The organism is Pseudomonas sp. S12(2018) (assembly GCF_024355235.1).
In the GTDB taxonomy this organism is placed as follows: Bacteria; Pseudomonadota; Gammaproteobacteria; order Pseudomonadales; family Pseudomonadaceae; genus Aquipseudomonas; species Aquipseudomonas palmensis.
The window spans coordinates 54,074-73,015 of the sequence record NZ_QLAD01000012.1 but is presented as its reverse complement, the minus strand read 5'-3'; the positions used below and the strand labels follow the sequence as shown (position 1 = coordinate 73,015).

The window sequence follows — 18,942 nt, the reverse complement described above, 5'->3', positions numbered from 1 at the left end:
GTGCAACTCCATGCCAAACACCCCTCCTTTGCTGCCACGCCACCCGCGCCCCGCACGGTGGTGGTGCTGGGTTTCGACGATGCGTTGCTGCTCAATGCGGCCGGCCCGCTGGAGGTGTTCGGCGCCGTGCCGCGCCTGCTGGCCGGCGCGTTCGCACAGCACCCGCCCTATCGCCTGGTACTGGCCTCGCCCGAGGGCGGCCTGATCAGCACGGTGTCGGGCATCGAGGTGATGACCCGTTCACTGACGCAGCTGGACCTGGAGCTGCGCGACATCGACACCCTGATCGTGGCCGGCGGCCCGGGGGTGGCCGCACTGGAAGCAGACCCGCGCGCGTGCGACTGGCTGCGCCGGCGCCATGGGCAGATTCGCCGGCTGTGCTCGGTGGGCACGGGCACCTTCGCGCTGGCGGCTGCGGGCCTGCTCGATGGCCGTCGGGTGGTGACCCACTGGAAGTTCAATGACGAGTTGCAGGCGCGCTACCCCAGCGTGCAGTGCCAGCCCGACGCGCTGTACCTGAATGACGCCAACCTGTGGACCTGCGGCGGCGCCACGGCGGGCATCGACCTGGCGCTGGCACTGGTGGAGCAGGACCTGGGCCCCCACGCGGCCCTGGCGCTGGCACGCTACTTCACGGTGTTCCTGTGGCGCTCGGCCGGGCAACCGCAGCTCAGTGCCTCGTTGCAGGCACAGTCCAACGCGCTGCGCACCGCACCGGATGTGCGCCTGGCCCGGCTGCATGCCTGGATCGCCGCCAACCTGGATGGCGACCTGCGGGTGGAGCGCCTGGCCGAGCAGTTCGGCATGAGCCCGCGGCATTTTGCCCGGGCCTATGTGGCGGCCACGGGTGACACGCCGGCCCAGGCGGTGGAAACATTGCGCCTTGAAGCGGCGTGCCGCCTGCTGGAGACCACCCGCGAGCCGATCAAGCGCATTGCCGAAACCGTCGGCTTCGGCCGCGAAGAACGCATGCGCCGGGTGTTTCAGAAAGAGCTGGGCACCAGCCCGCTGGGTTATCGTACCCAGGCCAGGGCCCCGCAACCGGGCGTGCCCGTGCCAGTGGCCGGCCAGACCGGCTACCGCCATGTGGAGCGGCCGGGCATCGCGCTGGAGCACCTGGCGCAGTAGATTCGGATTGTCGAGAACGGAGTGATCATGAAAGTTCTGTATACCCTGCTTGCCCTACTGGCGTTGAGCGGACTGGGTGGCACTGCCTATGCCAAGGCACCGGCCGCAGAGGCGGCGCGCGAGTTCGTGGTCAAGAGCCAGGCCGGGGCCAACCTGGGGCCGATTGCGCTGTCGGCGGCCATGCGCACCAACACCTACGGCCTGCTGACTGCGCAGGTCGGCAGCCAGCAAGCGGAAAAGAGCGTGACGGCGGCCATCAAGGGGCTGCTGCCCAAGTACCAGCCGCAGTGGGACCAGCACCTGGTCGAGGCCTACAGCCAGTCGTTTTCGGCGAAGGAGCTGGCGTCACTGGCCAGCGAAGGTCGCGAATCCAAGTATGCCGACAAGGTGATGAGCAAGCAGCCAGACATCGGCAAGGCCATGCAGGCCAGTGCCAGGCCGGTGCTGATCGAGCTGGTGACCGAGGCGTTGAAGGTGGCGGTGGCGGCGCATCCGGTGAAGTGAGGGGCGTAGTTGCCTGCTGGTGCTGCGCACCCGATCGCGGGTCAAGCCCGCTCCCACAGGTTTGCGCTGCTTCTGTGGGAGCGGGCTTGGCCCGCGATCCCAGTGCGCGGTTTCGTGAACGATGAACTCAGCGGGGATCTTCAACGCGCCTTCACCTCGGCCAGCGCCTCGCGCAGTGCCTGTGCATCGGCCAATTCCTGCTTGGCCGTCACGCGCCCGTGCTCCAGTTGCAGCAACAGCACCGTGCCCTCGGCGCCCGGGTAACGCGAGGCCACCCGCCCCTCGCGGTCCAGCAGCACGCGGTAGCTGTAGTCGCGCATGGCCGGGATGGCGAACAGCTTGGCGATCAGCGCCGGCATGCGCTGCACGTCGGCGACAAACACACCCTTGCGCGCCTCCAGGTAGCCCTTGGGCTGCCCCTCCAGCACCGCCTTGACCAGCTTGCCACCCTCCATGCTGCGCGCCACCAGCACCAGGGCAGTGTCGTCGTTGAGGGTATACGGCTGCTCGAACTGGTCGAGCAGGGTCCACGGGGCCACGCGCTCGCCCACCTCAAGCGCCTGGGCAACGATGGGCATCAGGCCCAGCAACAGCACGATCAGCACTCTCACACCACACCTCGTTCATTGGGCTTCGACAAGCCGGCGACTATAGCGCGACTCAGGCAGGCGAAGACATCGCCCGCGCCACCGCATAAAGTGACGCTTTTTTCCGGGAGGTATGGATGAACGCGCCCACTGACCACACCCTCACCGCCCGCGAGGTGTGCCAGCAGCTACGTGACGCCGCCCTGGGGCTGGCCAGCCTGCAGTGCCTGCAGGCGCAACCGGCCAGTGGCGTGATGCAGGTGCAGATCGACGGCTGGCAGTTGAGCCTGGATGTCGAACACGGCCACCTGCACCACTGCCAGCGCTGCCAGAGCCCGGATGGCCGGGTGTACGAGCCTGGCCTGCGCTACGGCACCGACCCGGTCTACCTGCTCAGCACCTGGGAACTGGCCCGGATCGAGCGCCTGCTCGGCGCCTAGCGCTGCGCCATGGCATGGCGCGCGCACTGTTCGTAGTAGGTCTGCTTGATGGCTGGCGGCTTGAGCCGCGAGCGGCTGTTGTAGGTCTGTTCGGTAATGCCCATGGCCGTCATGCGCATCCACGGCTTGGGGAACTTGCGCGATTGCAGACGCTTGCGCGCGGCATACAGCGTGACCCCGGACAGCTTGGACTGCTGCGCACCGGCGGCAATCTCCGAACCCCAGCTGCACACGAAGCGGTCATTCTTGTTCAGCGCCTTGGCGTGCGTCGCCAGCGAGAAGGTGGCCAGTGCGCACACGGCCACGGTCATCACGAAACCTCGCATGAAGTCATCCTAACCCGTTGAAAGGCGGCGAGTTTGCCAAGGATGAAAAGGCGTCGGGGCCAGCAAATTGCCTTATGTGTCCTCCAGCAGTTGCAGCAGGCCCAGTGCATCGCCTACCGCAGCGCCGCTGGCGGTGTTGTCGAAGATGCACCAGCACTCCACGCCGGTCTGCAGGGCCTGGCGTATGTCCTGGGCCAGCAGTGCCAGGCGTTCGTGCCCATAGGCGCTGTGATAGAGGCGTGGCGAGCCGTGCAGGCGCCAATAGCGCAAGCCGGCCCAGCCACCTGGCTGCACGGCACCGATGGGGCTGGGGTCGGCCCCCACCTGGGCAATGCGCCAGCGGTCGAGCAGCGCCCCGGCGTCGGCCCAGGAGGCATGGCGCGGCTCGAACGCCACGGCGCCGGCGTAGCGCTCACGCAGTGCACCGAAGAACGCCTGCGCCACCTGCGGCTCGCAGGCCAGCGATGGCGGGGTCTGCACCAGCAGGCATCCCAGGCGCTCGCCCAGCTGCGTGCACTGCTGCACAAACGCATCCAGCAACCCGGCGCAGTCATGCAGGCGTTGCACATGAGTGATCTGCTTGGGCACCTTGACCGAGAATGCGAAGCCTGGCGGTACCGCATGAGCCCAGCGCGCATAGGTGGCGGGCTGGTGCGGGCGGTAGAACGAGCTGTTGATTTCCACGGCCGGCAGGCGCGACGCATACCGCTGCAGGTGCGTGCCCTGCTCGGCGAACGCCGGCCAGTACGCGCGCGGCAGGCTCCAGCCGGCACAGCCGATGCGTAACAAGGGGCTCATCGAGCGGCCTTGAGTTCGATCCAGGTGGGTGCATGGTCGCTGGCATGCGCTTCGTTGCGCACCCAGGCGTCGACCCCGGCGTTTTTCAGGCGCCTGGCCAGTGGCGGGTTGAGCAGCAGGTGGTCGATGCGCAGCCCCGAGTTCTTCTGCCAGTGCTGGCGAAAATAGTCCCAGAAGGTGTATACCCGCTCGTCCGGGTACAGGTGGCGGATCGCGTCCGTCCAGCCCTGGGCCAGCAGGCGCTGGTAGCATTCGCGGCTTTCGGGCTGCAGCAGCGCGTCCTTGAGCCAGGAGCGCGGGTTGTAGATATCCAGGTCGGTGGGCACCACATTGAAGTCGCCGGCCAGCAGCACCGGGTGCTCGCTGTTCACCAGGCCCTGGGCGTGGGCGATCAGGCGTTCGAACCAGGCCAGCTTGTAGTCGAACTTGGGCCCCGGTTGCGGGTTGCCATTGGGCAGGTACAGGCAGCCGACCTGAATGCCCAGCACCGCCGCTTCGAGATACCGGCTTTGCGTATCGTCCTCGCTTCCCGGCAAGCCGCGGCGCACCTCCAGTGGTTGCGCGTCACGGGCCAGAATCGCCACGCCGTTCCACGACGCCTGGCCATGGTGCAGGCAGCCGTAGCCGAGGGCTTCGAAGTCAGCCACAGGGAACGCGCTGTCTACCGCCTTGAGCTCCTGCAGGCAGGCGATGTCGGGCTGTTCCCGCTCCAGCCAGGCCAGCAGGTTGGGCAGCCGTGCCCGCAGGCCGTTGATGTTGAATGTGGCGATCTTCAGCGTTTTCATCCGCACCTCCCTGGCGATCAGGTATCCGGGTCGTCGACCTTGGCCTCCACGGCCGCTTCGATGGCGTGCGTGTTCGCCTCGTCGGCCATGGCCTTGAGCGCCAGCCAGTCGTCCCATTCGATGGCACCGTCGTCCAGCAGCGCCTGGGCCAGGCTGACCAGGGCCTGGTGGTAGGCATCCGGCGATTCCAGCCGGTAACTCTGATCGTCCAGCACGGCATACCAGGCTTTGAGTTCAGGCGTATTGCGGTCAACCGACATGGCATTGTCCTCTGGGTCACTCAGCTCTAGTGAGTGCCGGGCGCGACCGAACGTTCAGTTGCAGTGCACAGGCGGTCAGTCGGCCGCCACCACCTGATTGCGCCCCTGGGCCTTGGCACGGTACATCGCCTGGTCGGCGCTGTTGAGCAAGGTGTGCAGGTCGCTGTGCGCCGCACTGGCCACCGCCACGCCGAAGCTGGCCGTCATGCCCTGGCGGCCGTCGCTGTGGTGCACGAACTGCAATTGGGCGATGGCTTGCGCCAACTGTTCGGCGATGCCCAGCGCCGTGTCCATCGGGGTGTCGGCCAGCAGCACCGCGAACTCCTCGCCGCCCAGCCGACCGTACACGTCGGTGTCGCGGAACGAGGCCTTGATCACCCCGCCGATCTGGCGCAGCACCTCGTCGCCGACCTGATGACCGTAGGTGTCGTTGATGCGCTTGAAGTGATCGATGTCCAGCATCAATGCGCACAGCGGGCGCTGCTCGCGCTGGCTGTGGGAGTACAACTGCTGGGCATGTTCGAAGAACGCCCGGCGGTTCTTCAGGCCGGTCAGCTCATCGGTTTGCGCCGCGCTGCTGGCGATGTGGTGCGCGCGTTCCATCTCGTGGGTCAGGCATAACGCCTTCTCCAGCGCCGCGCAGAGCTTGCCGGTGGCACGCAGCATGAACGAGGAAAACACCAGCACCGCCAGGGCCATGCCGGTCTGCAGCTGCGAGGGCTGAAACAGCAGCCACAGCGTGCAGGGCAGCAGCACCAGGCCGATGGCGGCCAGGGTCATCGAGCGGTAGGCGTAATAGCAGGACACCGCGCTGCCCGACATGCCCACGGCGAACAACAGCACGATCGCCTGGGCCAGCAGGCTGTCGTGCGGCATCACCGCCAGCGCCCCCAGGCCCCACACGCCGGCACTGAACACCAGGGTGACCCAGTATCTGCGCTCCCAGCGCGAGGGGGTATGGCTGGTCTCGGGGCTGCGGTAGTAAGCGGTGAACAGCACGATGCGCGACAGGGTCGCCACGCTCAGCACGCCGATCCAGCTCAACGCGACGTTGTGCTCGATGTAGTCCCAGCACAGCCAGCACAGCATCACAGCGCCAAGAAAGCTGCCGTAGACCGCGGTCAGCGACTGACGGAACAGCAACTGCAAACGGTCGGTACGGGCCAGTTGCGCCACAGTGGTATCAGGGTGCGAAAAGGGATGATCCATTGGCTATGCCCGCTATGGTGAAGCGCTGGTAAGCCGCATTGTGGCACTGTGCGATCATCTCGAACAGCCGGCTGTCGGCTGGGGCGCGCACGTGCGATTGAATGTTCAGAGGGTCGAGGATAGCCTGTGCGCACGGCGGCCATGCCGACGTCTGACGCCAGGAGTGCACCATTGGTCTTGAACCTCGATATTCGCAGCTATCAGGCTGAAAGCGCTCATCACCAGCATGACTTCACGCAACTGGTGCTGCCCATCTGCGGGCGCATGGAAATCGACGTGGATGGCCGTGGCGGCAGCATCGACAATGCCCTGGCGGCGCTGGTGCGACCCGGTTCGCAGCACGCGCAGCTGGCGCAGCCCGGCAGTCGCTTCCTGGTGCTCGACTGTGCCCCCGATGCACTGCACGGCCAGCCGTTCACGGCGCTGGCGCAACGCACCTACGTCGCCATCCCGCCCGCCACCCGGCGCCTGATCGAATATGCCGAGCTCATCGGCCGTGACCAGCTGGCGGCCACTGCAACGCACCTGGCGCCCTTGCTGCTGGCGTCGCTGGCCGCCCTGCCGGTGCAGCCGAACCCCGGCCTCAACCGCCTGATTGCCCAGGTACACGCCCGACCAGCCGCCGCCTGGAGCAACGAGCGCATGGCCCATGTCGCGGGCATGAGCCTCAGCCAGTTGCATCAGCGCTTTCGCGAGCTGCATGACTGCACCCCGCAGGGCTGGCTGACCCGCGTAAGGATCGAGCAGGCGCAGCGCTGGCTGGGCGACAGCCACCTGCCGATTGCCGAGATCGCCCTGCGCAGCGGCTTCAGCGACCAGGCCGCCCTTACCCGCGCCATGCAGCGGGTGGGCGGCATCACTCCCGCCGCCTACCGCAGGCGCCAGCAACAGCCTGGGTAAAAAACCCCGCAGTCGGCGCCAATACCACCACTGGCAAAACCCGCATGCTGGGCACCTTTCACGGCAGGGGTGGTGCGATGTTCGCTGATCGTTCGTTGGTAAAGGGGCTTGGCTACGGCGTGGCGGCCGGGGTGTGCTGGGGCGTGATCTTCCTGGGCCCCGAACTCACCCCAGGGTTGAGCGGGGTGCAGTTCGCGGTACTGCGGTTCCTGTGTTACGGGCTGTTTTCGCTGGTGCTGCTGATGCCGCGCCTGCACCGGGTATGCGCGCAGCTCACCCGTGCCGACTGGGTCTCGCTGTTCTGGCTGAGCCTGGTGGGCAACCTGGTGTACTACTCGCTGGTGGGCAGCGGCGTGCAACTGGTCGGCATCGCCACCACCTCGTTGATCGTCGGTCTGATCCCGGTGCTGGTGACCCTGGCGGGGCGCCATGACGCCAACGCGGTGCCTGTGCGGCGGCTGATCCCCTCGCTGACGCTGGCGATGGCCGGCGTGGCCCTGATCAGCCTCGATGCGTTGCACAGCGGCGCCGACACCCGCACCAGCAGCGGCCAGGTGATAGCCGGCCTGCTGTGCGCCGTGGGCGCGCTGGTGAGCTGGAGCTGGTACGCGGTGGCCAATGCCCGTCGGCTGGCCCTGGTCGGCGGCGTGTCCTCCCACGACTGGGCCTTGCTCACGGGCCTGATGACCGGCGCACAGGCGCTGGTGCTGGCGATTCCGGTGCTGGGCCCTGAAGTGGCGGCCCATGGCGCGGCAACCTGGGTTCACTTCGTGCTGGTGGCCGCGGGCGTGGCGCTGCTATCGTCGGTGGTCGGCGGCGCCTTCTGGAACCAGGCCAGCCGGCTGCTGCCGCTGGCGCTCAGCGGCCAGGTGCTGGTGGTGGAAACCCTGGCGGCGCTGCTGTTCGGCTTTTTGTGGGAACAGCGGCTGCCCGGTGCGCTGGAGCTGGTTGCTATTGCGCTGCTGGTCGGTGGCGTGGTCTGGTGCCTGAACTGCCACCGCAGCGATACTGCCAGTGCCACCGCAACCTCCTCCTGAACCAATGGACTGTGAAATGCTCACCATCAGACCCGCTACCAGCGCCGATGCCCAAGTGGCCTACGACATACGTCGGGAGGCAGTCCGTCATCACTGCATCGGGGCCTACCCGGCAGAACAGATGCTGGCCTGGACGGCGGGCACGGCCGAGGATGGCTACGCCAGCCTCATGGCCAGTCACTTCTACATGGGGTGCATCGAAGGTGAGCCGGTGGCAACCGGCATGCTGGATGTGAATGCCCGTGAAATCGGGGCGATCTTCGTGTTGCCGGGGTACATGCAGCAAGGCCTGGGCAAACAGATGCTGGCGTTTCTTGAAGCGCTGGCGCGCAACCTGGGGCTGGCGCAGGTGAACCTGGACGCCACGCTGAACGCAGCAGCCTTCTATCGACAGTGTGGTTATGTGGGCGAAGCGACAGCGCTCTATCACTCTCCCCGGGGCATCGACCTGGCGTGTGTGCCCATGACCAAGGTACTGGTGTAGGTCGGCGCCGGCCTCTCGCGGGTCAAGCCCGCTCCCACAAGGATGGCGGTGTGCCTTGTGGGAGCGGGCTTGACCCGCGATGCTGTCACTTCGTCCCGAACATCGCCGTCCAGTAGATCCCCGCATCGCTCTTGGGGTCCACCGCATAGGCCGCGCCCAGCTCCTTGAACTGCGGGTTCATCAGGTTGGCGCAATGCCCGGCGCTGGCCAGCCAGCCATCGACCACCTTGCGCACGTTGTCCTGCCCGGCGGCGATGTTTTCCCCGATCAGCTGATAGCTGTAGCCCTGCAACTCGGCGCGGTCGCCCGGCATGCGCCCGTCACGGTCGCGGTGGTCGAAGAAATTGCCGTTGGCCATGGCCCGCGTATGGCCCTGTGATGCCTCTGCCAGGGTGGTATTCCAGGCCAGCGGCGCGCTGGCCGCATAGGCCTGGGCGCCGCACTGGCGCGGCTGGGCCCGCGCACTGTTGATCGCATCGAGCAGCTTCTGCCCCTCCACCTGCGACTCCGCCAGCTTGGCACTGAGCAGTGGGCGCGCCAGCACGATGCGCCAGTCACGCCCTTCGCGGCTCACGCCCACATCGACGAACTGCGGGTCGAGCACCACCTTGCAGAAGCTCTCCTGGATCGCCTTCATCGCTGCCGCTGCATCGCGCGGCCCCGACAGGCTGATGGCCTGCACGCTGACCATCGGGTACGAGGCCTTCACCAGCGCCTGCTGCAAGTCGCCGACACCGTTGGCCGGGAGCACCAGGCGCGGGTCGCTGGCCAGCGGCGGCAGCTCCAGCGACACCTGCTCGGCACAACGTTGCGACTGGCTGCGATAGCCATTGATCGACTCGACCAGTTGCGTCTCGTCGCTCGCCACCGCCAGCGTGGTGACAAGCATGCCCAGCGCCAACGCGCCCAGACGCAGCCTGGATGATAAGTCGTGCATGTAACTCTCCCTTGAACAAACTGCGCCCATGATGCGGGATTTTGTGTTGCTTTCGTAGCACCACGGGATGCGACGCATTATCAATACCTGCCTGTGCGCCGCTATCGAGCTTGGATGCGCAGTGCCGGCCGGCGTTCCTTGCCCTGCGCACAAATCCACCGGTTGACGCCCCTACCCTCACACCAGCCGCAGGCTGGCAGCGGCTTGCGCGCCCGTGTCGCCAAGGCGCTGCTGCACGAATGCCCTGGCCTGGCGGGTGAGTTGATCCAGATGACGGTCGCGCTGCTTTTCGGCGTCCACCATGGCCCGCTTGCCGTGCTGCTTGAGCAGGTAGGCGTGAATCTGCTGGACCTCAAGGGTGCGGTAGATCGGCGCCACGTCGAGCACCGCCAGCAGCCCCTCGGTGGCGTGATCGCGGGTGTTCATCAATACCTGCGGCCCGCGTGCCCCCAGCACCTGAAAGCCCATCGCCTCGAAATACGCAACCTTGCCCACGGCGCAGGCCAGCTCCACGTGCGGGTAGCGCTCGCGCACCTGCCCCAGCAGGGCCCGGGCGATGCCCTGGCGCCGATGCCCGGCCAGTACCGCCATGTACGCCACCGCACAGGCCTGGGGGTCGTCCTGCACCGGCAGGTACAGCACGAACCCCAGCAGCAGCGAGGGGTCCTGCTCGTCGGTGGCCACCAGCAGCTCCACCGGGATGCCGCGCGCGCCACTCAGGGCCTCCAGGTACAGGTGCACTTCATAGCCGATGCCGTACTGGTAGAGGCTGTACAGCGGGTTGCTCGGCGGCAGGGCCACGCTGCTGATGTCGGTCAGGTAGTCGACCACCATCTGCAGGATCTGGCCCTTGATCGGTTCGTCGGGGGGTGTTTGCAGCAGGGTGATGACAGGCATGCGGCGTCTGGCTCCGGAAACAGGGTGACCTTGCGGTCCTGGCGGGGATTCTACAGGTCTGCGCGGCCCCGCCCTACCCCGCGCTCAAGCCCCACAGCACCTGCAGTACATGGCCGGTGGCACGCTCCACCTCGCCGCTGCGGTGCGCGATGCCCAGCTGGCGCCACAGCAGCGGCTGCAATGGGCGCATCACGATGCGCGCATCGGCCAGCGGCGTGGAGCCCTCGTTGGGCAGCAGGGTGGCGCCGTAGCCGGCAGCCACCAGGCTCTTGATCGCATCGTTGTAGTTGAGCTGGATGCGCGGCACCGGCTGCTGGCCGGCCGCGTTGAACCACTCCGAGGTCAGGCGTGACAGCCCGGTGCTGCTGTCGTTGAGAATCAGCGGCTGGGTCGCCAGCCACTCGGGCGTGACCTGCGCCGGGCAGTCCCAGCGTGCCGGCAGGTACGCCATGACCGGGTCGCGCCGCCAGGGCTCGATGCTCAGCCCCTTCACCGGGCTTTGCGGCAGGGCCACCAGGCCGATGTCCAGCGAGCCCTCGGCGAGCTTATTGAGCGTTTCGCGCGAGGTCAGCACCGCCACCTGCACATCGATGCCGGGGTGTGCATGGCCCAGGGTTTCCAGCGCCTGGGGCATCAGTTGCGCAATCGCCCCGGTGGACGCCCCCAATCGCACGCGCCCGGCCAGGCCCAGCACCTGGCGCTGCACGTCGTCCAGTGCCTGCTGCGCGTCGGCCAGCAGGCGGCGGGCGCGCTCCACCAGGGTTTCGCCGATGGCCGTGGGCTGCACGTTGCCGCGGGTGCGCGAAAGCAGGGTGCCGCCCACCCGCGCTTCAAGCTCGGCGACATGCAGGCTGACCGTGGGCGGCGCCAGGTTGAGCACCCGGGCGGCTTCGGCGAACGACCCCAGGTCGGCAATCGCCACCAGGGTACGCAAACGGTCCAGGCTGATTTCACGCATGGATGTTGCCTCTTCAGTAAAACTGAACCTGACCTTTGTCAAATTCAACTTTTCCTATCTTAACCGCGCATCGAAGATAAGCCCTGACCTTTTTCACGTGCGAGCACACTCATGGCCACACCCGTTGTATTCATCGATGGCGACCAGGGCACCACCGGGTTGCAGATCCACCAGCGCCTGCAGGGCCGAACCGACCTGCAGTTGCTGACCCTGCCCGCCGAACACAGAAAGAGCCCGCAGCACCGCGCCGAGGCGATCAACGCCTGCGACATCGCCATGCTGTGCCTGCCCGACGATGCCGCGCGCGAGGCGGTGGCCAGCATCCGCAACCCGGCGGTGCGGGTGATCGACGCCAGTTCCGCGCACCGTACCCACCCGGAGTGGGTCTATGGTTTCGCCCAGATGAGCCCGCAGCAGGCCGAGCGCATTGCATCAGCCAAGCGGGTGAGCAACCCCGGGTGCTACCCGACCGGGGCCATCGGCCTGCTCAAGCCGTTGATCGATGCCGGCCTGTTGCCGCAGGACTACCCTGCCAGCCTGCATGCCGTGTCGGGCTACTCGGGCACCGGGCGTGCCGGTGTCGAGCTGTACGAGGGGCCGGATGCGGCCGGGGCGCCGGCATACCAGGCGTATGGGCTGGGGCTTGCGCACAAGCACGTGCCGGAGATCCAGCAGTACAGCGGGCTGGGCCAGCGGCCGATGTTCATGCCGGCCTATGGTGCGTTCCGCCAGGGCATCGTGCTGACCATCCCGGTGCAACTGCGGCTGCTGGCGCCGGGTGTTACCGGGGAGCGCTTGCATGCGTGCCTGGCCGAGCACTATGCGCAATTGCAGCACGTCGAGGTGCTTTCGTTGCAGCAGGCCAAGGCGCTGACGTACCTGGACCCGCAGGTGATGAACGGCACCGACGACCTGCGCCTGATGGTGTTCGAGAATGGCGAGCAGGTGCTGTTGGCGGCGGTGTTCGACAACCTGGGCAAGGGCGCGGCGGGGGCGGCGGTGCAGAATCTGGACCTGATGATGGGGGGTGAGTGAAGGGCACTTCCCTGGCGATTGGCGCGGTGGCCTCGCAGCAAAAGCCTGCATTGTGCATGTAGGCCCTGCGACCGCTTCGCGCTCGATTCGCGGGTCAAGCCCGCTCCCACGCCCTGCGGGCAGAAGCGGATTATGCATGGCTCAAAATGATCTGTTTCGGGCCGCCAGGCCGTGGGAGCGGGCTTGCCCCGCGATCTGGTGCGCAGCGCCAGCAAAACCTGCCCACGCGGTTTTTCTGCCCACTCCGTTGCCAACCTCGCCCCACCAAGGCACTCTGCCATCGCTCGGCTGTTGCGCACCCTCGGCAATAAGGACCATTGCAATGACCTCACCCGATTTTCGGCCCAAGCCCGTCCACCAGCTGATCAGGGAGGACAGGTAAAGCCCGGTCAATCGCTTCTGGATCCCCGCCTACCAGCGCGGCTACCGCTGGAAACCCGAGCAGGTGCAACAACTGCTGGAAGACATCCTCGAGTTCGCCTACCGCAAGAACCCGCAGAACGACGACTTCTACTGCCTGCAGCCGCTGGTGCTAAAGGCCCGCGACAATGGCCAGTATGAAGTGGTCGACGGCCAGCAGCGCCTCACCACGCTGCTGCTGATTCTGCGTTTCTTCAACCAGCGGCTCACCGAAAAACACCGCGCACCGGTGTTCGAACTCAGCTACGAAACCCGCCCGCACCTGCCGGATTTTCTGCTCGAGCCCTCGGCCGAGCAGGCCCGCGGCAATGTCGATTTCTTCCACCTGTACCAGGCCATGCACAGCATCGAGCACTGGTTCGATCAGCACGACAACGAAGTCGACGACTTCAAGTCCACCCTGCTCAACCGCACCAAGGTCATCTGGTACGAGCTGGCCGCCAGCGAGAACCCGGTGGACGCCTTCACGCGCCTGAACATCGGCAAGATCCCCCTGACCGACGACGAGCTGATCCGTGCGCTGTTTCTCAAGCGCAACGCCGACGACGCCTCGGGCGAAACGCCCCAGCAACTGCGCATCGCCCACGAATGGGATCAACTCGAAAAGGCCCTGCAGAACGACGCGCTCTGGTACTTCCTGAACGAGCAGCCAAGCACCGGGCAGAACCGCATCGGCTTCCTGTTCCAGCTGGTAGCCCGGCTGGAAGGCGCAAGCGCGCCAGCCCGACAGCGCTACTCCGTGTTCCATCACTACAGTCGCCGGCTGGCTGCCCCCGACGCCTCGGCGCAACCGCTATGGCAGCAGGTCAAGAACACCTGCATGCTGCTGGAGGAATGGTTCGAGGACCGCCGGCTCTACCACATCATCGGTTTTCTGGTGCAACAGGGTGTCGCCGTGGCCGAGCTGTTTGCCCTGTCGCAAGGCCTGCCCAAGAGCCAGTTCGAACAGCGCCTGCGCCAGCGCGTGTTCATGCAACTGACCGGCTCGCCCCTGCCCCAGCCGGCTACCCGCGACGCCATTACCGATGCGCTCTCGCCCTTCCTCGCCGGCCTGGACTACTCACAGCGGGACAGATCGGCCATTCGCGCGACCCTGCTGCTGTTCAACCTCGCCAGCCTGCTGCAGAACCCGCAATCGAACGTGCGCTTCCGGTTCGACAGCTTCAAGAAGGAGCGCTGGGACATCGAACATGTGCGCTCGGTCACCGCCCACCGCTTCAACGGCGCCGAGGAAAAACAGCAATGGCTGCAGCGCTGCCTGCCGCACCTGCCGGACAAGACCGAAACCCGGCCCCTGCGCGAGGCCCTGGAGGCATTCATTGGCGACCCCAAGGGTGCAGACGATGAGGCTTTCAACGCGCTCCACCAGGCAGTGCTGGAGGCGTTCGGCGAAAACCAGGAGGTCGACGACAGCATCGGCAACCTCACGCTGCTCGACCAGAAGACCAACCGCAGCTACAAGAACGCGATCTTCGCGGTCAAGCGCGAGCGCCTGCTGGCCCTGGACCAGGGCGGCGTGTTCGTGCCGCTGTGCACGCGCAACCTGTTCCTCAAATGCTACAGCCCTGACGTCAAGCACCTGCTGTTCTGGGGCGAACAGGACCGCAAGGGCTACGCGCTTGCGCTCTTGCACACCCTGATAGCCTTCTTCGCCGACCCGCAGGAGCAGCACGCATGAGCGCCAACAGCCAGATCATCTTCGGCCAGCTGTTCGAGCGCTACGCCGGCACCCGCATCCCGCTGATCCAGCGCGACTACGCCCAGGGCAGGGCCGATACCGAAGAGGTGCGCAGCGAGTTCCTCGGTGCCCTGGCCCGCGCCCTGGCACTGCCGCCCGACGACCCGAGCCTGCCGCTGAACCTGGACTTCGTCTACGGCACGCTGAACCCCCAGCGCCAATTCGTCCCGCTCGACGGCCAGCAGCGCCTGACCACACTGTTTCTGCTGCACTGGTACCTGGCGCAACGCGACGGTGAGCTGGCAGCCTTCACCCAGCTGTTCTGCAACGCCAACGGCAGCGCCCGATTCGCCTACAGTGTCAGGCCCAGCAGCAGCGAGTTCTTCGACGCCCTCAGCCAGCATGCGCCCTCGCCCGCACTGGGGGCCGACGACTCGCTGATCGAGCACCTCACCGACCAGCCCTGGTACTTTCGCCACTGGCGCCTGGACCCCACCATCCAGTCATGCCTGACCATGCTGCAGGCCATGCACGAGCGCTTTCACAACGCCGCCACCGCCCGTTTTGCCCGCCTGATCGATGTGCAGCGGCCGGTGATCAGCTTCCAGATCCTCGACCTGGACGACTTCGGCCTGGCCGACGACCTGTACATCAAGATGAACGCCCGCGGCATGCCGCTGACCGCCTTCGAGACGTTCAAGGCGCGCTATGAACGGCACCTGCACACCCAGTTCGACGGTCACACCCGGCAGATGCACGGCAAGCCGGTCAGCACCGCGACCTTCTTCGCCTGGCGCATGGACACGCGTTGGGCGGATTTTTTCTGGAACTTCAGCAACGCCCGCAATGACGCCACGGCCCCCGCGACCATGCGCCTGTTCGACCAGGCGGTGATGAACCTGTTGCAGATGGTCGCCGCGGCCACCCGCGCGCCCGAGGCGCCGGGCTACGAAGCCGACCTGCTCAAGCTGCGCAACCGCCAGCAGCGCCTGAGCTACCAGGTGTACGAGGACAACGGCTGGCTCGATGATGCGTTTTCCGAAACCCTGATGCTGCTGCTCGAGGCCTGGAGCGAGGGGCCCGGCAATTTCGCCACCCAGTTGCCCACGGCGCACTACTTCGACGAGGTCGCCTTCTTCAACCACGCCATCAGCGACCAGCCACTGAACTACACCCGCCTGGTGCAGTTCTGCGGCTATGCGATGTTCCTGCGCCGCCATGGCAGCAGCCAACCGCAGGCATTTGGCGAGTGGATGCGACTGGTGGTCAACCTGTCGGTCAATGCCAGCTACGACGGGCCGGACGATGTAAAGCGCAGCGTCAGCGGGCTCGGCGAAATGCTGGAGCAGGCGCTGGACATCCTCGCGCACTTTGCCAGCGTCGACAGGCCCGTCGGCGGCTTTCGCGGTACCCAGGTGCGCGAGGAAATCACCAAGGCGAAACTGATCGTCGCCGACAGCCAATGGCGGCCGCTGCTCGAACACGCCGAGCAGCACGGCTACTTCCAGGGCCAGATCGATTTTCTGCTCGACCACAGCAGCGCCGCCTGGGCGCTGCAAAGCCACGCGCACGCCACCTGGCAGGAACACTTTGCCAGCAGCCTTGCGCTGGCCGAGCAGATGTTCGACGACCACGGGCTACGCGCAATCGACGACTTCCTCTGGGAGCGCGCGCTGTTGAGCGAGGGTGATTACCTGCTCAAACGCGGCTACAACCATTCGTTCCTTGGCGACGGTCTCACGGGCCCTGGCACCTGGAAACGCCTGCTGGCCAATGAAGACGGCATGCGCGTGACGCTGTTCTGCCTCTGGAACCGACTGGACGAAACCCGGCCGCTGCCGGCCCAGTTGCAACGCATCATCGACCAGGCCCGGGTGCGGGAGCCGTGGCGCCAGGTGCTGATCCAGACCCCCTCGGCCCTCGGGTACTGCGCGTTGCGCCAACTGCGCTTCGAACGCGACCAGGTGTACCTGCTGGCCAGGGAACGCATGAGTGGCAGCCATGCCGAGCTGTTCAGCTTCGCCCTGCATCAACGGCTGCAAACCCCGCAGCGGCTGGCGCAACTGGCACCGCTGTCGGTCGAAGGCTACGTGCCGGTTTCCGGCAGTGCCGACGAACCCTACTTCTACCTGCTGCACAGGCACAGCCCGCAGGTGCACACCCATCTCTATGTCACCTCCACGCCGCATGGCTTCCTGCTGCAGATCGATGTCGATGAACTGCTCGGGCGCGACGCCCTGGCCCATGCCCTGCAGCAGGACTTCGACTTTGTCGTCGAGGCCGGCTACCTGCAGAGCCACTGCCCCCGCGACACGGTCGAACAGCGGCTGGTCGCGCTGGCCGGCGTGTTGGCGGCCTGAGGCACGCGGACTGCCCGCCGCCCTCCAAGTGGTCGGTTGATGCCCGCGCCCTGCCCCTATGCTTGGGCAGGTCGCGAGGCATGCAGCCTTGCCATCAACGAGGACCATCAGCGATGACCAGCAGTACCGCATCACTCGCCATCCGCCCCATCCAGCCCACCGACTTCGAGGCCTGGCTGCCGCTCTGGCTGGCCTATCAGGACTTCTACCAGGTCGACCTGGGCGAAGCCGTCAACGCCACCACCTTCAAGCGCTTTCTGGACCCCGACGAGCCCGTGTTCGCCGCAGTGGCCGAGTACGACGGCGAGCTGGTCGGCATGGTCACCTGGGTCATCCACCGCTCCACCTGGTCGACCACCCACTACTGCTACCTCGAAGACCTCTACGTCGCCCCGCAGATGCGCGGCCAGGGTACCGGCGAGCACCTGATCGCCTGGGTCAAGGCCGCCGCCGACCAGCAGCAGTGCACACGCCTGTACTGGCACACCCACCAGACCAACCATCGCGCCCAGCAGCTGTACAACCGCGTGGCCGTCAACCCCGGCACGATCCTCTACCAGATCGCGCTGTAACCTTCCCCCGCTCAAGGGCAGGCATGGACAGCCGGGCCCTGGCAGGTCAGCATGCCGGCCTGCCCTTCTTCACTGCACAGACGTCATGGCCCACAGTTTTCAACTCGACACCCTGAAGATCCGCCTGGCCGCCGCCGAGCTGGCCCCGCTGGAGCTGCGCGTGCGGGTACAGCGCGCCCTGCGCGAACTCATTCTTGCCGGCGAACTGCCGCCGGGTTGCCGCCTGCCCGCCACCCGCACCCTGGCCAGTTCCTTGGGACTGTCTCGCGACACCGTGGAGATGGCCTATGTGCAACTGCAGCTGGAGGGCTGCATCTGCCGCCGCCCAGGCTCGGGCAGCTATGTGGCCGAGCACCTGGGGCCGCGTCTGCTGGGTGCACGCCCCCCGCGCACCGGCGCGCCGCAGCACGCGCCTGCCACCGTCGGCCTCAGCGCCCGTGGCGCGGCGATCCTGGCCAGCGGCGGGGTCAGCGACCAGCAGCAGGTCAAGGCCTTCGCCACCGGCCTGCCCGAGACGCGCAACTTCCCCCTCGACACCTGGGACCGCCTGCAACGCCAGGCCCAGAAGGACTACCGCGCCCAGGTGCTGCTGCATGGCGACCCGCTGGGTGCCGCGCCGCTGCGCCAGGCCATCGCCCGCTACCTGAACCTGGAACGCGGCGCCAGGGTGCACGCCGACCAGGTGCTGGTGCTGAGCAGCGCGCGCCAGGCGCTGTACCTGTGCGCGCAGGTGCTGGCCGACCCCGGCGGGCCGATCCTGCTCGAAGACCCGGGTTACTTTGGCGCGCGCAAGGCCTTCGAGATGGCCCAGCTGCAGGTGGTGCCCGTGGCCGTGGATGAGCACGGCCTGCGCACCGACCTGCTGCGTGCCGACCGCAGCGGCGCCAACACCGTCTACGTCACCCCGTCGCACCAGTACCCCACCGGCGTCACCCTGGCCCTGGAACGGCGCCTGGACCTGATTGCCTGGGCCGCCGAGCGCAACGGCTGGATCATCGAGGACGACTACGACAGCCAGTTCCACTACGACGGCCTGCCCACCGCCTGCGTGCAGGGCCTGGACAGCGCGCAGCGCACGATCTACCTGGGCACCTTCGCCAAGTCGCTGTACCCCGGCCTGCGCATGGGTTTCATGGTGCTGCCGCCGGCCCTGGTCGCGCCCATGAGCCACGCGCGCAGCATGCTCGACGGGCACACCCCGCAACTGGCCCAGTTGACCCTGGCGCGGTTTATCGAAGACGGCCATTTCGCCGCGCACATTCGCGCCATGCGCACGCTGTATGCCGTGCGCCGCGAGGCCATGGCCGAGGCCCTGCACCAGCACCTGGGCGGCATCGCCAGCGCGCAGCTGCCACCGGGCGGCCTGCAGATGCTGTGCCGCCTGGAGCACGGCTGGAGCGAGGCCGAGACGATCCGCCAGGCCGCGCGGGCGGGCATCCACCTGCCCGGCCTCAGCCGCCTGTACGCCACGCCGCCGGCACAGGGCGGCTGGCTGCTGGGCTTCGCAGCGCTCACCCCGCACCAGATCGGCAGTGCCGTGGCACGCCTGGCCAAGGCCCTGCGCCCCGGCGTGCGCAGCGGTCTGGCGCAGGCCAGCGAGGTGGACTGATCGGGCCACCCCTGGCGC

The 18,942-nt window shown here is 66.9% G+C and carries 20 protein-coding genes; 11 read left to right on the top strand and 9 right to left on the bottom strand.

From position 1 onward, the window contains the following. Together DN388_RS23845 and DN388_RS23840 are read left to right on the top strand one after the other, a co-directional pair. On the top strand, positions 1-1,128 hold the full coding sequence (locus DN388_RS23845) for a GlxA family transcriptional regulator (protein ID WP_235593671.1): 1,128 nt from the start codon (positions 1-3) through the stop codon (positions 1,126-1,128). 27 nt (positions 1,129-1,155) lie between these two features. Then, a complete protein-coding gene (locus DN388_RS23840; RefSeq protein WP_043860504.1) occupies positions 1,156-1,632 on the top strand; it encodes a hypothetical protein in 477 nt (158 codons plus the stop codon). Positions 1,633-1,772: 140 nt separating this feature from the next. Here the strand turns inward: DN388_RS23840 and DN388_RS23835 are convergent, their stop codons facing one another. Then, entirely contained in the window at positions 1,773-2,243 is a 471-nt protein-coding gene (locus DN388_RS23835) for a hypothetical protein (RefSeq protein ID WP_054915351.1), read from the bottom strand. 113 nt (positions 2,244-2,356) lie between these two features. On the opposite strand from DN388_RS23835, the gene DN388_RS23830 reads away from it, so the two are divergent. Further along, a complete protein-coding gene (locus DN388_RS23830) occupies positions 2,357-2,659 on the top strand; it encodes a hypothetical protein (RefSeq protein ID WP_043860502.1) in 303 nt (100 codons plus the stop codon). Here the strand turns inward: DN388_RS23830 and DN388_RS23825 are convergent. From DN388_RS23825 to DN388_RS23805, 5 genes are all read right to left on the bottom strand, one after another. Then, positions 2,656-2,985 carry a hypothetical protein gene (locus tag DN388_RS23825; protein WP_043860501.1) on the bottom strand — a complete coding sequence of 110 codons (330 nt, stop codon included), beginning with the start codon at positions 2,983-2,985 and terminating at the stop codon, positions 2,656-2,658. The two genes, DN388_RS23830 and DN388_RS23825, sit on opposite strands and share 4 nt — an antisense overlap. 72 nt (positions 2,986-3,057) lie before the next feature. Further along, positions 3,058-3,783, bottom strand: coding sequence for a DUF72 domain-containing protein (locus DN388_RS23820; RefSeq protein WP_213605717.1), 726 nt, complete (start codon positions 3,781-3,783; stop codon positions 3,058-3,060). Then, a complete protein-coding gene (gene xth / locus DN388_RS23815) occupies positions 3,780-4,568 on the bottom strand; it encodes an exodeoxyribonuclease III (protein WP_043860499.1) in 789 nt (262 codons plus the stop codon). The genes DN388_RS23820 and xth overlap by 4 nt, the downstream gene beginning before the upstream one ends. 17 nt (positions 4,569-4,585) lie before the next feature. Then, on the bottom strand, positions 4,586-4,828 hold the full coding sequence (locus DN388_RS23810; protein WP_054915353.1) for a hypothetical protein: 243 nt from the start codon (positions 4,826-4,828) through the stop codon (positions 4,586-4,588). Positions 4,829-4,903: 75 nt separating this feature from the next. Further along, positions 4,904-6,037, bottom strand: coding sequence for a GGDEF domain-containing protein (locus DN388_RS23805; RefSeq protein WP_255002423.1), 1,134 nt, complete (start codon positions 6,035-6,037; stop codon positions 4,904-4,906). A gap of 171 nt (positions 6,038-6,208) precedes the next feature. Here DN388_RS23805 and DN388_RS23800 point away from each other — a divergent pair, with 171 nt between their 5' ends. The 3 genes from DN388_RS23800 to DN388_RS23790 all read left to right on the top strand — a co-directional run bounded on the left by DN388_RS23800 (position 6,209) and on the right by DN388_RS23790 (position 8,458). After that, positions 6,209-6,937 (top strand): AraC family transcriptional regulator, encoded by a 729-nt coding sequence (locus tag DN388_RS23800; RefSeq protein ID WP_043860496.1) that lies wholly within the window; start codon positions 6,209-6,211, stop codon positions 6,935-6,937. Positions 6,938-7,014: 77 nt separating this feature from the next. Further along, positions 7,015-7,974 (top strand): DMT family transporter, encoded by a 960-nt coding sequence (locus DN388_RS23795; protein WP_078480222.1) that lies wholly within the window; start codon positions 7,015-7,017, stop codon positions 7,972-7,974. A gap of 16 nt (positions 7,975-7,990) precedes the next feature. Continuing rightward, a complete protein-coding gene (locus tag DN388_RS23790) occupies positions 7,991-8,458 on the top strand; it encodes a GNAT family N-acetyltransferase (RefSeq protein WP_058540690.1) in 468 nt (155 codons plus the stop codon). 85 nt (positions 8,459-8,543) lie between these two features. Here the strand turns inward: DN388_RS23790 and DN388_RS23785 are convergent, their stop codons facing one another. From DN388_RS23785 to DN388_RS23775, 3 genes are all read right to left on the bottom strand, one after another. Next, positions 8,544-9,395: a CAP domain-containing protein gene (locus tag DN388_RS23785; protein WP_043860494.1), complete on the bottom strand. Its 852-nt coding sequence runs from the start codon at positions 9,393-9,395 to the stop codon at positions 8,544-8,546. Between the two features lie 177 nt (positions 9,396-9,572). Beyond that, on the bottom strand, positions 9,573-10,292 hold the full coding sequence (locus tag DN388_RS23780) for a GNAT family N-acetyltransferase (protein ID WP_100633953.1): 720 nt from the start codon (positions 10,290-10,292) through the stop codon (positions 9,573-9,575). Positions 10,293-10,365: 73 nt separating this feature from the next. Beyond that, the gene (locus DN388_RS23775) at positions 10,366-11,250 is read right to left on the bottom strand and encodes a LysR family transcriptional regulator (RefSeq protein ID WP_123752518.1); all 885 of its coding nucleotides are present in this window, start codon (positions 11,248-11,250) and stop codon (positions 10,366-10,368) included. 111 nt (positions 11,251-11,361) lie between these two features. On the opposite strand from DN388_RS23775, the gene argC reads away from it, so the two are divergent. The 5 genes from argC to DN388_RS23750 all read left to right on the top strand — a co-directional run bounded on the left by argC (position 11,362) and on the right by DN388_RS23750 (position 18,924). Beyond that, complete coding sequence (gene argC / locus DN388_RS23770) at positions 11,362-12,285, top strand: N-acetyl-gamma-glutamyl-phosphate reductase (RefSeq protein WP_100633949.1); 924 nt, start codon at positions 11,362-11,364, stop codon at positions 12,283-12,285. A gap of 403 nt (positions 12,286-12,688) precedes the next feature. Beyond that, positions 12,689-14,383, top strand: coding sequence for a DUF262 domain-containing protein (locus DN388_RS25445; protein WP_255002498.1), 1,695 nt, complete (start codon positions 12,689-12,691; stop codon positions 14,381-14,383). Beyond that, the gene (locus DN388_RS23760; RefSeq protein ID WP_255002418.1) at positions 14,380-16,743 is read left to right on the top strand and encodes a DUF262 domain-containing protein; all 2,364 of its coding nucleotides are present in this window, start codon (positions 14,380-14,382) and stop codon (positions 16,741-16,743) included. The genes DN388_RS25445 and DN388_RS23760 overlap by 4 nt, the downstream gene beginning before the upstream one ends. 113 nt (positions 16,744-16,856) lie before the next feature. Then, positions 16,857-17,315, top strand: a complete 459-nt coding sequence (locus tag DN388_RS23755; RefSeq protein ID WP_054915360.1) for a GNAT family N-acetyltransferase — start codon at positions 16,857-16,859, stop codon at positions 17,313-17,315. A gap of 85 nt (positions 17,316-17,400) precedes the next feature. Further along, the gene (locus DN388_RS23750; RefSeq protein ID WP_210015223.1) at positions 17,401-18,924 is read left to right on the top strand and encodes a PLP-dependent aminotransferase family protein; all 1,524 of its coding nucleotides are present in this window, start codon (positions 17,401-17,403) and stop codon (positions 18,922-18,924) included. Positions 18,925-18,942: the final 18 nt, after the last annotated feature.

Coding starts and splice junctions, on each gene's coding strand:
- DN388_RS23840 (WP_043860504.1), top strand. CDS start 1,156: ATGAAAGTTCTGTATACCCTGCTTGCCCTACTGGCGTTGAGCGGACTG.
- DN388_RS23830 (WP_043860502.1), top strand. CDS start 2,357: ATGAACGCGCCCACTGACCACACCCTCACCGCCCGCGAGGTGTGCCAG.
- DN388_RS23825 (WP_043860501.1), bottom strand. CDS start 2,985: ATGCGAGGTTTCGTGATGACCGTGGCCGTGTGCGCACTGGCCACCTTC.
- DN388_RS23820 (WP_213605717.1), bottom strand. CDS start 3,783: ATGAGCCCCTTGTTACGCATCGGCTGTGCCGGCTGGAGCCTGCCGCGC.
- xth (WP_043860499.1), bottom strand. CDS start 4,568: ATGAAAACGCTGAAGATCGCCACATTCAACATCAACGGCCTGCGGGCA.
- DN388_RS23810 (WP_054915353.1), bottom strand. CDS start 4,828: ATGTCGGTTGACCGCAATACGCCTGAACTCAAAGCCTGGTATGCCGTG.
- DN388_RS23805 (WP_255002423.1), bottom strand. CDS start 6,037: ATGGATCATCCCTTTTCGCACCCTGATACCACTGTGGCGCAACTGGCC.
- DN388_RS23795 (WP_078480222.1), top strand. CDS start 7,015: ATGTTCGCTGATCGTTCGTTGGTAAAGGGGCTTGGCTACGGCGTGGCG.
- DN388_RS23790 (WP_058540690.1), top strand. CDS start 7,991: ATGCTCACCATCAGACCCGCTACCAGCGCCGATGCCCAAGTGGCCTAC.
- DN388_RS23785 (WP_043860494.1), bottom strand. CDS start 9,395: ATGCACGACTTATCATCCAGGCTGCGTCTGGGCGCGTTGGCGCTGGGC.
- DN388_RS23780 (WP_100633953.1), bottom strand. CDS start 10,292: ATGCCTGTCATCACCCTGCTGCAAACACCCCCCGACGAACCGATCAAG.
- DN388_RS23775 (WP_123752518.1), bottom strand. CDS start 11,250: ATGCGTGAAATCAGCCTGGACCGTTTGCGTACCCTGGTGGCGATTGCC.
- argC (WP_100633949.1), top strand. CDS start 11,362: ATGGCCACACCCGTTGTATTCATCGATGGCGACCAGGGCACCACCGGG.
- DN388_RS23760 (WP_255002418.1), top strand. CDS start 14,380: ATGAGCGCCAACAGCCAGATCATCTTCGGCCAGCTGTTCGAGCGCTAC.
- DN388_RS23755 (WP_054915360.1), top strand. CDS start 16,857: ATGACCAGCAGTACCGCATCACTCGCCATCCGCCCCATCCAGCCCACC.
- DN388_RS23750 (WP_210015223.1), top strand. CDS start 17,401: ATGGCCCACAGTTTTCAACTCGACACCCTGAAGATCCGCCTGGCCGCC.